Source organism: Cupriavidus sp. 22TCCZM04-2 (genome assembly GCF_057798895.1).
Genome location: NZ_JBYOJS010000011.1, coordinates 30,258 through 43,010, shown reverse-complemented (window position 1 = coordinate 43,010; position 12,753 = coordinate 30,258). Strand labels below are relative to the sequence as shown.

Here is a 12,753-nt window from a genome sequence, read left to right as displayed (position 1 = left end):
CATGACCGACAACCTTCATCCGCTCGGACAGAGCATCCTGGATCGCGCCGAAGCGCTCGCGCAATTCTCCGACCTGGAGGGCGGGCTTGCCTGCGCATTCCTCACACCCGCCCACCGATCCGCCCAGGCCCTGCTGGCGCAGTGGATGGAAGCGGCCGGCATGCAGGTGCGCATCGATGCCATCGGCAACGTGATCGGCCGGTATGCCGCCGACCCCGCTGCCGGCGGCGACGCGCGCGTGCTGATGACCGGCTCGCACTTCGACACCGTGCGCAATGGCGGCCGCTATGACGGGCGCCTGGGCATCCTGCTTCCGATCGCGGTGGTGGGCGCGCTCCACGCGGCAGGCATCCGCCTGCCCTACCATCTCGACGTCGTCGGCTTCGCCGAAGAGGAAGGCCTGCGCTTCAAGACGAGTTTCCTGGCCAGCAGCGTGCTCGCCGGGCGCTTCGATCCGGCGCTGCTGGCCAGGACGGACGCCGACGGCGTGACGATGCGCGAAGCGCTCGCGGCCTCCGGCCTGCCGGGCCATGGCGAACTCGCGGCACTGCAGGCCGCCGCCGTGGATTCGGCCGCCTTGCTCGGCTTTGTGGAAGTCCATATCGAACAGGGGCCGGTCCTGCTGGACAAGGGCCTGGCGCTCGGCGTCGTGACCCAGATCGCCGGCAGCAGCCGCTTCCAGGTGCGGGTCGAGGGACAGGCCAGCCATGCCGGCACGACACCGATGGGGATGCGCCGCGACGCCGCCGCAGGCGCCGCCGAGATGATCCTGCTGGTCGAAACGCGGTGCAGCACGGCGCCAACACTGGTCGGTACGGTCGGCCAGCTGCAGATACCCGACGGCTCGAGCAATGTCATTCCGGCGGCCTGTACCTTCTCGATGGACATCCGCGCGGGAGAGGATGGCATTCGCGAGGCCGCCATTGCCGACATCGTCGCCGGCATCCGGCAGATCGCCGCGCGGCGCGGTTTGTCCGCCCACGTGGACCGGGTCAGGCCGGTGCAGAACGCGCCGTGCGCGCGCTGGCTGATGGACCAGTTCGGCGCAGTGCTGCGCAAGCGCGGCCTGACTGCCTTTGAGCTGCCCTCCGGCGCGGGCCATGATGCGATGATGATGCAGCGCATCACCGACGTCGCCATGCTGTTCGTGCGTTGCGGGAACGGCGGCATCAGCCACAACCCGCTGGAAACCATCACCGCTGAAGACGCGCAGCTTGCCGCCGAGGTGTTCGTGGATTTCCTGCGCCACTTCCAGCCGCAGGACTGAGCGCGCGAAGCGCCGGGCGGCGTCAGCTGCCCCGGTACATTTCGCGGCCGAGATCGTAGAGGTTCTGGCGCAGCTTGCGGCGCTCGTCCGGCGACAGGCTGGAGCCGGAGCGGCCCTGGTGGCTGCTGCGCTCGGCCTCGCGCTGCTCGGCGCGATGGCGTTCGGCGCGGGTGCGCGCCTCGCGCTGGCTTGCCCCCGGGTCGCTGGCGTGGGTGGATGGGCGCTCATGGCCCTGCAGCAGATTGGCCATGCCGGCCGACTGGGCGTGGGCCGGCCGCGGCGCCGCGCACAGCCACAGCGCCGTACCGACGAGCACCAGACAGGCGCCGACGGCGCCGTGCAAGGTCAGCCCATGCCGGTTACGGTTCACTTTCATCGATAATGGCGTTTTTGGCTTCGGGATTTGCAGCCGTCTGACTGCTCGAAGCCGGAAAATTCGGTACCCCGTCCGCGCAAACGCCGCAATGCAATTTGCGGCTGGCCGCAGATAATCCGGTGGCAATACCCGCGTCAACCGGATAATGATGCAGGGCACGAAAGACGGTATGGCAGTGTAATGGCATGGTTCGTGCACGCTGCCATACCACAGGGTAAAGTATGTAACGTTTTGTTAAGCCATTTTGAGCGAAAGCGATAGTCGCTAAGATACCGCCATGGAAAATACCAGCCACAAGATTCTCGTCGTGGACGACGACCCGCGCCTGCGCGATCTGCTGCGCCGCTATCTTGGCGAACAGGGTTTTACGGTACTGGTGGCGGAGAATGCCACCGCCATGAACAAGCTCTGGCTGCGCGAGCGCTTTGACCTCCTGGTGCTTGACCTGATGATGCCCGGCGAAGACGGCCTGTCCATCTGCCGCCGGCTGCGTGGCGCCAACGACCAGACGCCGATCATCATGCTGACCGCCAAGGGCGAGGATGTAGACCGCATCGTCGGCCTGGAGATGGGCGCCGACGACTACCTGCCGAAGCCGTTCAACCCGCGCGAACTGATTGCGCGCATCCACGCCGTGCTGCGCCGCAAGGGGCCCGCCGAAGTGCCTGGCGCGCCGTCGGAAACGCCCGAGACCTTTGCCTTCGGCGATTTCGTGCTGAACCTGGCCACCCGCACGCTGACCAAGAACGACGAGGAAATCACCCTGACCACGGGCGAGTTCTCCGTGCTCAAGGTGTTTGCCCGCCATCCGCGCCAGCCGCTGTCGCGCGAGAAGCTCATGGAAATGGCGCGCGGCCGCGAATACGAAGTGTTCGACCGCAGCCTGGACGTGCAGATCTCGCGCCTGCGCAAGCTGATCGAGCCCGACCCGAGCAACCCGCGCTTCATCCAGACGGTATGGGGCCTGGGCTACGTGTTCATTCCAGATGGCGTGAAGTAAGACAGTCGGCCGCTCACCATCGTGCCGACCGTCATTGGCCGTACGGCCACGCGTTTCTTTGGTTCGCTGTTCTGGCGAACCTTCATGCTGATCGCGCTCCTGCTGGCCATTTCGCTGGGCATCTGGTTCCAGAGCTACCGGCTGTTCGAGCGCGCCCCGCGCGCGCAGCAGATCGCCATGCAGGTGGTCAGCGTGGTCAAGCTCACGCGCGCGGCCCTGCTCTATTCGGACCCGGCGCGGCGCCGGTTCCTGCTGCTCGACCTGGTGCAGAACGAAGGCATCAAGGTCTATCCGCGCGAAAAGGATGACGATTTCGCCGCGCCCACCGCCAACCCGTTCCTGACGCAGCTGGTGCAGCAGGAGATCCGCAGCCGGCTGGGCGAGGACACGGTGCTGGCCACCACCGTCAACGACATTCCCGGTGTGTGGGTCAGCTTCGAGATCGAGGGCGACGACTACTGGGTGGCGATCAGCCCCGAACGGTTCGAACGGGTGTCCGGCATCCAGTGGTTGTGGTGGAGTATTGCCGCGCTGCTGCTGTCGATCATCGGCGCCGCGTTCATTACCGCGCGCGTCAACTATCCGCTCAAGCGCCTGGCCAATGCCGCGCGCGATATCGGCGCGGGTGGCGACCCGCCCTACTTGCCCGAGCATGGCGCCAGTGAAGTCGCTGTGGCCAACCATAGCTTCAACCAGATGGTGCGCGACCTGCGCCAGCTCGACGACGACCGCGCGGTGATGCTGGCCGGCATCTCCCACGACCTGCGCACGCCGCTCACGCGCCTGCGCCTGGAAACCGAGATGTCGCCGGCGGACAGCGCCACGCGCGACGCGATGATCACCGACATCGAGCAGATGGACGCCATCATCGGCCAGTTCCTGAACTACGCACGGCCGCCCCTCGATATGGTCGAGCCCGTGGACCTGTCGGCGCTGGTCAACGATGCCGTGGGCGTCTATGCGGCGCATGACGATGTGCGCGTGGCGGTGCACGCGACCGAGCCGGTCATGGCCGTGGCCAATCGCATGGAGGTCCAGCGCATCCTCGACAACCTGGTCGAGAACGCGCGCCGCTATGCCAAGGACGACGAAACCGGCATCGCCGAAGTCGAGATCACGACGAAGCTCGACGACAAGGACGCCGTGCTCACCGTGGCGGACAACGGCAAGGGCGTGCCGGAGGCGCAGCTTTCCTTGCTGACGCGGCCGTTCTACCGCCTGGACAGCGCGCGCAGCGAAGCCAAGGGAGCAGGCCTTGGCATGTCGATCGTCAACCGCATTCTGCAGCGCAACGGCGGAAGGCTGGTGCTGTCCAACCGCTCCGCGCCGGATACCGGCCTGGTCGTCAGCGCCTGCTTCCGCCGCGCCTGATGACGCGGCACTCACCGCACACCCGCAGCGATACGCCTGTCCGCTGACAGGTTTTCGACAGCTGCTGATAGGTATCCGTAAGGTATTTGACAGGTCAATGACAGCGCCGCGGCGCACACTGGCGCCGGTCAGCAGGGCCGATGCAAACGCATCTCCCCAGCCATGGCATTGCCTGCTGTCTCCTACCCCACGCCTGGCTGGCTCACCGAACAATCATGCGCCGGAACCCACCGGCGTCGTCCGAGAGAGACAGCCATGTCAGAGACCTCCCAATCCTCCGGCCAGCAGCACGGGTTCAAGACCGTGTTCCGCGTGGTCAGCGGCAACTTCCTGGAAATGTACGACTTCATGGTGTACGGCTTTTATGCCGCCGCCATTGCCAGGACATTCTTCCCCAGCGGCGACGAGTTCGCCTCGCTGATGCTGTCGCTGGCGACCTTCGGCGCCGGCTTCCTGATGCGCCCGCTGGGCGCCATCGTGCTGGGCGCCTACATCGACCATCACGGCCGCCGCAAGGGCCTGATCGTCACGCTGGCGCTGATGGCGGCGGGCACGCTGCTGATCGCCTGCGTGCCGGGCTATGCCTCGATCGGCGTGGCTGCGCCATTGCTGGTACTCGCGGGGCGCCTGCTGCAGGGCTTCTCGGCCGGCGTGGAACTGGGCGGCGTCTCGGTCTACCTGTCGGAGATTGCCAAGCCGGGCCGCAAAGGCTTTTACGTGAGCTGGCAATCGGCCAGCCAGCAGGTGGCGGTGATCTTCGCCGGCCTGCTCGGCGTGGTCCTGCACGCCACGCTGGCGCCGCAGCAAATGGATGACTGGGGCTGGCGCGTGCCGTTCCTGATTGGCTGCCTGATCGTGCCGTTCCTGTTCCTGATCCGCCGTTCGCTCGAAGAGACCGAGGCATTCAAGACCCGCAAGCATCGCCCGAGCATGCGCGAGATCTACCGCTCCATGGCCGAGAACTGGCGCATCATCGTGGCCGGCTGCATGATGGTCGTGATGACCACGGTGTCGTTCTACATGATCACCGCCTACACGCCCACGTTCGGCAAGACGGTGCTCAAGCTCGACGACGTCGACAACCTCATCGTCACGATGTGCGTGGGCCTGTCGAACTTCATCTGGCTGCCGCTGATGGGCGCCGTGTCCGACCGGATCGGGCGCAAGCCGCTGCTGGTGTTCTTTACCGCCGCCACCCTGCTGACCGCCTACCCTGCCGTGTCGTGGCTGGTGGCCGAGCCTTCGTTCTCGCGCCTGCTGATGGTGGAACTGTGGCTGTCCTTCCTGTACGGCAGCTATAACGGCGCAATGGTTGTCACGCTGACCGAAGTCATGCCGCCGGCCGTGCGCACCGCGGGCTTCTCGCTCGCCTACAGCCTGGCCACGGCACTGTTCGGCGGCTTCACGCCGGCCATTTCCACGTACCTGATCCATGCCACCGGCAACAAGGCCGCACCGGGCCTGTGGCTGATGTTCGCCGCCGCCTGCGGCCTGGTTGCGACCCTCATCATCTTCCGCGCCCAGCGCGGCCAGCCGGCCCTGCGCCCCGCCTGATACCGCTGTGCCGCTTCTTGCCACGCCGGCCCGCATGGGCTGGCCGTGGCATACTTCCCGCTTCGCAAGTTGTCATGCGCGACGATTAGGATTGCCATGCCGCGCGCCTATCGGGCTGTTTGAGATTTTCAATTAGCCCTGCAGTGCGGGCTGGCGCATAATCTCGCCTTGTCGCGGTGCACCGAGACTCAGGCCCCGGCCAGTGGCAGGTTCATCGCATTTGCACACTCCCTCTTCAACCGTATCAGGAGAAAGTCTATGAAGACCGTTGGTGACAAGCTCGAAGCCTTCCACGTCGTTGGTGTCAAGCCGGGTTTCAACAACCATGAGGAAAACGGCCAGTCGGCTTTCGAAGACATCACCGAAAAGTCGTTCGAAGGCAAGTGGAAGATCATCTACTTCTACCCGAAGGACTTCACGTTCGTGTGCCCGACCGAAATCGTGGCCTTCGCCAAGCTGAACGGCGACTTTGCCGACCGCGACGCGATCGTGCTGGGCGGCTCGACCGACAACGAGTTCGTGAAGCTGGCATGGCGCCGCGAGCACAAGGACCTGAACAAGCTGAACCAGTGGCAATTCGCCGACGTGACCGGTTCGCTGATCGACCAGCTGGGCGTGCGCGACCACGCCGCCGGCGTGGCGCTGCGCGCGACCTTCATCGTCGACCCGGACAACGTGATCCAGCACGTTTCGGTGAACAACCTGAACGTCGGCCGCAACCCGGACGAAGTGCTGCGTATCCTGGACGGTCTGCAAACGGACGAACTGTGCCCGTGCAACCGTGCCGTCGGCGGCGCAACGCTGTAATCGCTGCAAGGTTGCCGGTAATTCTCGGCGACCCGCGGAGGGGCACCCCCCTCCGCCCCAAACCCGCAGAGGCGGGTTTTTTGAGCCCCGATCGATAGGAGAATTAAATGGAATTCCTTAGCACGATTAAGAATCTCATCCCCGACTACGCCAAGGACATTCGCCTGAACGTCGACGGCACGATTGCACGCTCTTCGCTGGAGGGCAACGACGCCGTCGGCGTGGCGCTGGCCGCCGCGTTCGCCGCGCAGAGCAAGGTGCTGGTGGATGCGATCCGCAACGCCAACGTGCTGTCGGCCGAGGAAGTCAATGGCGCGCTCACCGCTGCCGCGCTGATGGGCATGAACAACACCTGGTATCCGTACATCGAAATGGCGGATGATCCGGACCTGGCCAGCCAGCCGGCCGGCCTGCGCATGAACGCGTACGCGACCCACGGCGGCGTGGACAAGCGCCGCTTCGAAATGTACGCGCTGGCCGCCTCGATCATCGGCAAGTGCCATTTCTGCGTGAAGTCGCACTACCAGCTGCTCAAGAACGAGCAAGGCATGACCGCGCAGCAATTGCGCGACGTCGGCCGCATCGCCGCGGTGATTGCCGCGGCGGCCAACGTGATCGCCGCCCAGTAAGGCGGCCATCGTTACCACAACGGCCGGCCGCTTCCCAGTGGGAGTTGGCCGGCTGTTTGCACGGTGCAACCGCTGCCGGCCCTGACCGCTCCACTCGTGCAGCGAACGGCCTACAATCGAGGCAGGACAATGCACTCAGGCATCCGCCCCCGCACCATGAGCATCCTGCCTTCACCGACTTCCCCGCGCTTCCACTACCGTCTGGCCACCGTACAGGACTGGGGCGATATTGCCGCGGTCACGCAGCAGGCCTATTCGCAGTACGAACTCGAGATCATGGAGGACTGCCGCGCCTCCTTCCAGCGCGGCATGCAGGCCGTGCTTGCCGCCAGCCACCCCGACATGGAATGGTGGGTGGCCGAGACCGAACACGGCATTGCGGGCGCCGTGCTGTTCTGCCATCCCGGCGCGACGCTGCCGGCGCTGGACGGCAGCACCATCACGCTGACCCAGCCGGAGGCCCGGCTGCTTTCCGTGAGCCCGCAGGCCCGGGGACTGGGGCTGGGCCATACGCTGATGCAGATCTGCATCCAGCGCGCACGCGATATCGGCGCGCCCACCCTGCTGGTGAGAACCATGCCGGAAATGGGCTCCGCCAACCGCCTGTGCCAGCAGATGGGATTCGCCAAGCGAACCGAGGCCGGTGCCCGCACCGGCGCAATGGCCCGGCTGATCGACTACAGCTACGGCATCACGCCCGAGAACGCACCGGCGCCAGCCAAGGCATAAGCGGCGACCGCCAACGCCGGCGGTCGCCGGTCCCGCTCAGTCCTGCGCGCCGGTGGCCGCGCCGCGCCAGATCAGGACCGCGGCCTGCGCCACGATGCCTTCCTGGCGCCCTTCGAAACCCAGCTTCTCGTTGGTCTTTGCCTTGACGTTGCAGCGCGCCGCCGGCACGCCGAGATCCGCTGCAATGTTCGCCACCATGCCCGCGATATGCGGTGCCAGCTTGGGCTGCTGCGCGATGACCGAGGCATCGACATTGCCGATCTCGTAGCCGGCCTCGCGCACACGCCGCGCGGCTTCGCGCAGCAGCACGCGGCTGTCCGCGCCGGCGAACTGCGCATCCGTGTCCGGGAAATGCCGCCCGATATCGCCGAGCCCAGCCGCGCCGAACAGCGCGTCGGTTATGGCGTGCAGCAGCGCATCGGCATCGGAGTGCCCGAGCAATCCCCGGTCATGCGGAATATGCACGCCACCCAGGATCAGCTTGCGGCCGGGCACGAGCGCGTGGACGTCATAGCCCTGCCCCACGCGGATATCAAATGGCATCATCGATCAGGCTCCTGAATCGGCCGAGCGCGCCGGCGCGGTGCCTAGCAGCACCTCCGCCAGCGCGAAATCTTCGGGATAGGTCACTTTGAAATTGCGCAGCGAACCGTTGACCAGGCGTGGATGCAGGCCCAGCCGTTCGATCGCGCTGGCCTCGTCGGTCACCACGGCGCCGGCGGCCAGCGCGTCCTGCAGGGCCTGGCGCAGCACGCCAAGCCGGAACATCTGCGGCGTCTGGGCCTGCCAGAGCCCGTCGCGCGGCACCGTGGTGCCGATGCGCGTGCCGGCGTCGGCGCGCTTGAGCGTATCGGGCACGGGCACCGCCAGGATGCCGCCGATGGCGGCATCGGGATCATCGTCGCCATCGCTTTCCACCGAGCGCACCAGCGTATGGATCATCGCCGGCGTCAGCCCCGGACGGGCCGCGTCGTGTACCAGCACCCAGTCGGTGTCGACGGCGCCAAGCTGCGCCAGGTGATGCAGGCCTGCCAGCACCGAGGCATGGCGCGTATCGCCGCCGACAAAGGCCGTATCGAAGCGCAGGCCGGCAAAAACGCCGGCGCCGAAGCGCGACTCCAGCGGCATGTCGTCAGGCGCCAGCACCAGCGCCGTGGCGCTGATGGCGTCACAGGCCGAGAACGCCGCCAGCGCGTACCAGATCATGGGCCGGCCGGCGATGGGCTGGTATTGCTTGGGCACGGGGCCACCGGCGCGGCTGCCGGTACCGGCACAGGGAATCAGGGCGAAGCGGCGGTCTGGCACAGGATCGGAATCAAGTGGAAATGCGTTGGGGACGGCATGGCGGCGGCAGCGCCAGGACCGGAGCGCATTCTATAATACGGCCCTTGTTTGCCGCCATGCCGCCACGGCATGCGGCGCACGCCATACCCCCGCCCGCGCTGCCGGCGGGGCGTTGCCGTTCGTTGTCGTCTTCCCGACCGCTGCCCCGATGCCTGACGCCGCTCCCGCCTTTCCCTTCGCCACCCTGCCCCTGGTCAAGCCCGGGCTGCGCCACAATGTGGCCAGCCTGCACGGCTCCGCCGACGCACTGGCCATGGCCGCCTACGCGCGCCAGCATCGCGGCCGCGTGCCGATGCTGGCCGTGGTCTGCGCCAACGCGGTCGACGCCCAGCGCCTGGCCGATGAAATCCCGTGGTTCGCGCCGGAACTGCGCGTGCGCCTGCTGCCGGACTGGGAAACGCTGCCCTACGACAGCTTCTCGCCCCACCAGGACCTCGTCTCCGAACGGCTGGCGACCCTGCACGATATCCAGGGCGGCCAGTGCGACGTCATGCTGGTGCCGGCCTCGACGGCGCTCTACCGTCTCGCGCCCCCGTCCTTCCTGGCGGCCTACACCTTCTTCTTCAAGCAGGGCGAGCGGCTGGACGAGGCCGCGCTGAAGGCGCAGTTCACGCTGGCCGGCTACGAGCACGTCAGCGCAGTGATGCGGCCGGGCGAGTACAGCGTGCGCGGCGGCCTGATCGACCTGTACCCGATGGGCTCGGCGCTGCCGTACCGTATCGACCTCTTCGGCGACGAGATCGAGACCATCCGCGCGTTCGATCCGGACACCCAGCGCAGCCTGTACCCGGTCAAGGAAGTGCGCCTGCTGCCGGGGCGCGAATTCCCGCTCGACGAAGCCGCGCGCACCGCATTCCGCGGCCGCTGGCGCGAGGTGTTCGAAGGCGATCCGACCAAGTCGCCGATCTACAAGGACATCGGCAACGGCGTGCCTTCCGCGGGCATCGAGTACTACCTGCCGCTGTTCTTCGAGTCCAGCGCGACGCTGTTCGACTACCTGCCGGCCGAGACCCAGCTCGCCTTCGTCGGCAAGGTCGACGAAGCGATCCGCCGCTTCTGGGCCGACACCACGCCGCGCTACGACTTCATGCGGCATGACCGCGAGCGTCCGCTGCTGCCGCCGTCCGAGCTGTTCCTGTCCGAGGAGCAGTTCTTCATCGCAGCCAAGCCGCTCGCACGGCTGGTGCTGCAGGCAGAATCCGCCGCGGACCAGCCCGCCTTCGCCGCGAGCGTGCCCGACGTCTCGGTGAACCGGCGCGCGGAAGACCCGCTCGTGAACCTCGAATCGCTGCTGCTCGACAAGGCCACGCGCGTGCTGATGTGCGCCGACACCGCCGGCCGCCGCGAGACCCTGCTGCAGCTCTTCGCCGAAAGCGGCCTGCGTCCGCAGCAGGTGGACGACTTTGCCGCCTTCCTGGCCGGCGAATCGCATTTCAGCATTGCCGTGGCGCCGCTGCACAGCGGCTTCGTGCTGCCGGATGCAAAGCTGGCCTTCGTGACGGAGGCCGAGCTCTACGCCGGCACCGCGCGCCGTGCCGGACGCCGCAAGCAGGAGCAGGCCACCGCCGTCGATTCGATGGTGCGTGACCTGGCCGAGCTGAAGATCGGTGACCCAGTGGTGCACAGCGAGCACGGCATCGGCCGCTACCACGGCCTGGTGTCGCTCGACCTGGGCCAGGGGGAAGAGGAATTCCTGCACCTGGAGTACGACAAGAGCAGCAAGCTGTACGTGCCGGTGCACCAGCTCCATGTGATCTCGCGCTACTCCGGCGCCGATCCGGAAACCGCGCCGCTGCACCACCTGGGCTCGGGCCAGTGGGACAAGGCCAAGCGCCGGGCCGCGCAGCAGATCCGCGACACCGCCGCCGAACTCCTGAACCTGTATGCGCGCCGCGCCGCCCGCGAGGGCTTTGCCTTCCCGCTCTCGCCCAAGGACTACGAGACCTTCGCCGAGAGTTTCGGCTTCGAGGAAACGCCCGACCAGGCCGCCGCCATTGCCGCCGTGATCGCCGACATGACCTCGGGCAAGCCGATGGACCGCCTGGTGTGCGGCGACGTGGGCTTCGGCAAGACCGAGGTCGCGCTGCGCGCCGCCTTCGTGGCTGTGCTCGGCGGCAAGCAGGTGGCCATGCTGGCGCCGACCACGCTGCTGGCCGAACAGCATTTCCAGACGCTGTCGGACCGCTTTGCCGAATGGCCGGTGCGCATCGTCGAGCTGTCGCGCTTCAAGACCAAGAAGGAAATCGACGCAGCGGTAAAGCAGATCAACGAGGGCGCGGTCGATATCGTGATCGGCACGCACAAGCTGCTCTCGGACGAGGTGAAGTTCCAGCGGCTGGGGCTCGTCATCATCGACGAGGAACACCGCTTTGGCGTGCGGCAGAAGGAAGCGCTGAAAACGCTGCGCGCCGAGGTCGACGTGCTGACGCTGACGGCCACGCCGATCCCGCGCACGCTGGGCATGGCGCTGGAGGGCCTGCGCGATTTTTCCGTGATCGCCACGGCTCCGCAGAAGCGGCTGGCCATCAAGACCTTCGTGCGGCGCGAGGAAGACGGCGTGATCCGCGAGGCCATCCTGCGCGAGCTCAAGCGCGGCGGGCAGGTCTACTTCCTGCACAACGAGGTCGAGACCATCGAGAACAAGCGCGCCAGGCTGGCCGAACTGGTGCCGGAAGCGCGCATTGCGGTAGCGCACGGCCAGATGCACGAGCGCGAGCTGGAGCGCGTGATGCGCGACTTCGTTTCGCGGCGCGACAACATCCTGCTGTGCACCACCATCATCGAGACCGGCATCGACGTGCCGACCGCCAACACCATCCTGATCCACCGCGCCGACAAATTTGGCCTGGCACAGCTGCACCAGCTGCGCGGACGGGTCGGGCGATCGCACCACCAGGCTTATGCCTACCTGCTGGTGCATGACGTGGACGGCCTGACCAAGCAGGCGGGGCGCCGGCTCGAGGCCATCCAGCAGATGGAGGAGCTGGGTTCGGGCTTCTACCTGGCCATGCATGACCTGGAGATCCGCGGCGCCGGCGAAGTGCTCGGCGACAAGCAGTCGGGCGAGATCCACGAGATCGGCTTCCAGCTCTACACCGACATGCTCAACGCGGCCGTCAAGGCGCTCAAGGCCGGCAAGGAGCCGGACCTGATGGCGCCGCTCGCTGCGACCACCGAGATCAACCTCGGCACGCCCGCGCTGTTGCCCAACGACTATTGCGCCGACGTGCATGAACGCCTGTCGCTGTACAAGCGCCTGGCCAACTGCGAAGCCCCGGACCGCGTGGACGACATCCAGGAGGAGCTGATCGACCGCTTCGGCCGCATGCCGCCGCAGGCACAGGCGCTGGTGGAAACGCACCGGCTGCGCATCGCCGCGGCGCCGCTGGGCGTGCGCAAGATCGATGCGAGTGAGGCGGCGATCAGCGTGCAGTTCGTTCCGAACCCGCCGATCGACGCGCTCAGGATCATCGAGCTGGTCCAGAAGAACCGCCATATCAAGCTTGCCGGGCAGGACAAGCTGCGCATCGAGGCCAAGATGCCAGACGTGGCCATCCGCGCGCAGACCATCAAGCTGACGCTGCGCGCGCTCGCATAGTCGGTGCTGCAGGGCGTCTGGCCCGCCGGCCGCGGCGGGTGTAGCATCGGGTACTTCACCCATCGGTCCACGCCGCCC

Annotated in this window: 12 protein-coding genes; 8 read left to right on the top strand and 4 right to left on the bottom strand. The window is 66.8% G+C overall.

The genetic code is table 11. The features are described 5' to 3' along the window. Nucleotide 1: 1 nt before the first annotated feature. Nucleotides 2-1,267, top strand: coding sequence for a Zn-dependent hydrolase (locus tag AC3FKG_RS17160; protein ID WP_488743630.1), 1,266 nt, complete (start codon nucleotides 2-4; stop codon nucleotides 1,265-1,267). A 22-nt stretch (nucleotides 1,268-1,289) separates the two neighbouring features. Here the strand turns inward: AC3FKG_RS17160 and AC3FKG_RS17155 are convergent, their stop codons facing one another. Next, the gene (locus tag AC3FKG_RS17155) at nucleotides 1,290-1,643 is read right to left on the bottom strand and encodes a hypothetical protein (protein ID WP_483711226.1); all 354 of its coding nucleotides are present in this window, start codon (nucleotides 1,641-1,643) and stop codon (nucleotides 1,290-1,292) included. Next, on the bottom strand, nucleotides 1,627-1,938 hold the full coding sequence (locus AC3FKG_RS17150) for a hypothetical protein (RefSeq protein ID WP_488743629.1): 312 nt from the start codon (nucleotides 1,936-1,938) through the stop codon (nucleotides 1,627-1,629). The genes AC3FKG_RS17155 and AC3FKG_RS17150 overlap by 17 nt, the downstream gene beginning before the upstream one ends. Here AC3FKG_RS17150 and ompR point away from each other — a divergent pair. The 6 genes from ompR (at nucleotide 1,921) to AC3FKG_RS17120 (ending at nucleotide 7,733) form a co-directional block, all read left to right on the top strand. Continuing rightward, nucleotides 1,921-2,643, top strand: a complete 723-nt coding sequence (gene ompR / locus AC3FKG_RS17145; protein ID WP_010810107.1) for an osmolarity response regulator transcription factor OmpR — start codon at nucleotides 1,921-1,923, stop codon at nucleotides 2,641-2,643. The genes AC3FKG_RS17150 and ompR overlap by 18 nt on opposite strands. 21 nt (nucleotides 2,644-2,664) lie before the next feature. Next, entirely contained in the window at nucleotides 2,665-4,014 is a 1,350-nt protein-coding gene (locus AC3FKG_RS17140) for an ATP-binding protein (RefSeq protein ID WP_483711224.1), read from the top strand. 255 nt (nucleotides 4,015-4,269) lie between these two features. Continuing rightward, the gene (locus AC3FKG_RS17135) at nucleotides 4,270-5,568 is read left to right on the top strand and encodes a tricarballylate/proton symporter TcuC (RefSeq protein ID WP_483711223.1); all 1,299 of its coding nucleotides are present in this window, start codon (nucleotides 4,270-4,272) and stop codon (nucleotides 5,566-5,568) included. Nucleotides 5,569-5,826: 258 nt separating this feature from the next. Beyond that, nucleotides 5,827-6,375 (top strand): peroxiredoxin, encoded by a 549-nt coding sequence (locus AC3FKG_RS17130; RefSeq protein ID WP_012352655.1) that lies wholly within the window; start codon nucleotides 5,827-5,829, stop codon nucleotides 6,373-6,375. 107 nt (nucleotides 6,376-6,482) lie between these two features. Beyond that, nucleotides 6,483-7,004 carry a carboxymuconolactone decarboxylase family protein gene (locus tag AC3FKG_RS17125; RefSeq protein ID WP_483711221.1) on the top strand — a complete coding sequence of 174 codons (522 nt, stop codon included), beginning with the start codon at nucleotides 6,483-6,485 and terminating at the stop codon, nucleotides 7,002-7,004. Nucleotides 7,005-7,160: 156 nt separating this feature from the next. Beyond that, nucleotides 7,161-7,733 (top strand): GNAT family N-acetyltransferase, encoded by a 573-nt coding sequence (locus AC3FKG_RS17120; RefSeq protein ID WP_483711220.1) that lies wholly within the window; start codon nucleotides 7,161-7,163, stop codon nucleotides 7,731-7,733. A gap of 36 nt (nucleotides 7,734-7,769) precedes the next feature. Here the strand turns inward: AC3FKG_RS17120 and ispF are convergent, their stop codons facing one another. Together ispF and ispD are read right to left on the bottom strand one after the other, a co-directional pair. Next, the gene (gene ispF, locus AC3FKG_RS17115; protein WP_483711219.1) at nucleotides 7,770-8,279 is read right to left on the bottom strand and encodes a 2-C-methyl-D-erythritol 2,4-cyclodiphosphate synthase; all 510 of its coding nucleotides are present in this window, start codon (nucleotides 8,277-8,279) and stop codon (nucleotides 7,770-7,772) included. 3 nt (nucleotides 8,280-8,282) lie between these two features. After that, nucleotides 8,283-9,038: a 2-C-methyl-D-erythritol 4-phosphate cytidylyltransferase gene (ispD, locus tag AC3FKG_RS17110; protein ID WP_483711218.1), complete on the bottom strand. Its 756-nt coding sequence runs from the start codon at nucleotides 9,036-9,038 to the stop codon at nucleotides 8,283-8,285. 187 nt (nucleotides 9,039-9,225) lie between these two features. Here ispD and mfd point away from each other — a divergent pair, with 187 nt between their 5' ends. Continuing rightward, nucleotides 9,226-12,675, top strand: a complete 3,450-nt coding sequence (gene mfd, locus AC3FKG_RS17105) for a transcription-repair coupling factor (RefSeq protein ID WP_483711217.1) — start codon at nucleotides 9,226-9,228, stop codon at nucleotides 12,673-12,675. Nucleotides 12,676-12,753: the final 78 nt, after the last annotated feature.

Coding starts and splice junctions, on each gene's coding strand:
- AC3FKG_RS17160 (WP_488743630.1), top strand. CDS start 2: ATGACCGACAACCTTCATCCGCTCGGACAGAGCATCCTGGATCGCGCC.
- AC3FKG_RS17155 (WP_483711226.1), bottom strand. CDS start 1,643: ATGAAAGTGAACCGTAACCGGCATGGGCTGACCTTGCACGGCGCCGTC.
- ompR (WP_010810107.1), top strand. CDS start 1,921: ATGGAAAATACCAGCCACAAGATTCTCGTCGTGGACGACGACCCGCGC.
- AC3FKG_RS17135 (WP_483711223.1), top strand. CDS start 4,270: ATGTCAGAGACCTCCCAATCCTCCGGCCAGCAGCACGGGTTCAAGACC.
- AC3FKG_RS17130 (WP_012352655.1), top strand. CDS start 5,827: ATGAAGACCGTTGGTGACAAGCTCGAAGCCTTCCACGTCGTTGGTGTC.
- AC3FKG_RS17125 (WP_483711221.1), top strand. CDS start 6,483: ATGGAATTCCTTAGCACGATTAAGAATCTCATCCCCGACTACGCCAAG.
- AC3FKG_RS17120 (WP_483711220.1), top strand. CDS start 7,161: ATGAGCATCCTGCCTTCACCGACTTCCCCGCGCTTCCACTACCGTCTG.
- ispF (WP_483711219.1), bottom strand. CDS start 8,279: ATGATGCCATTTGATATCCGCGTGGGGCAGGGCTATGACGTCCACGCG.
- mfd (WP_483711217.1), top strand. CDS start 9,226: ATGCCTGACGCCGCTCCCGCCTTTCCCTTCGCCACCCTGCCCCTGGTC.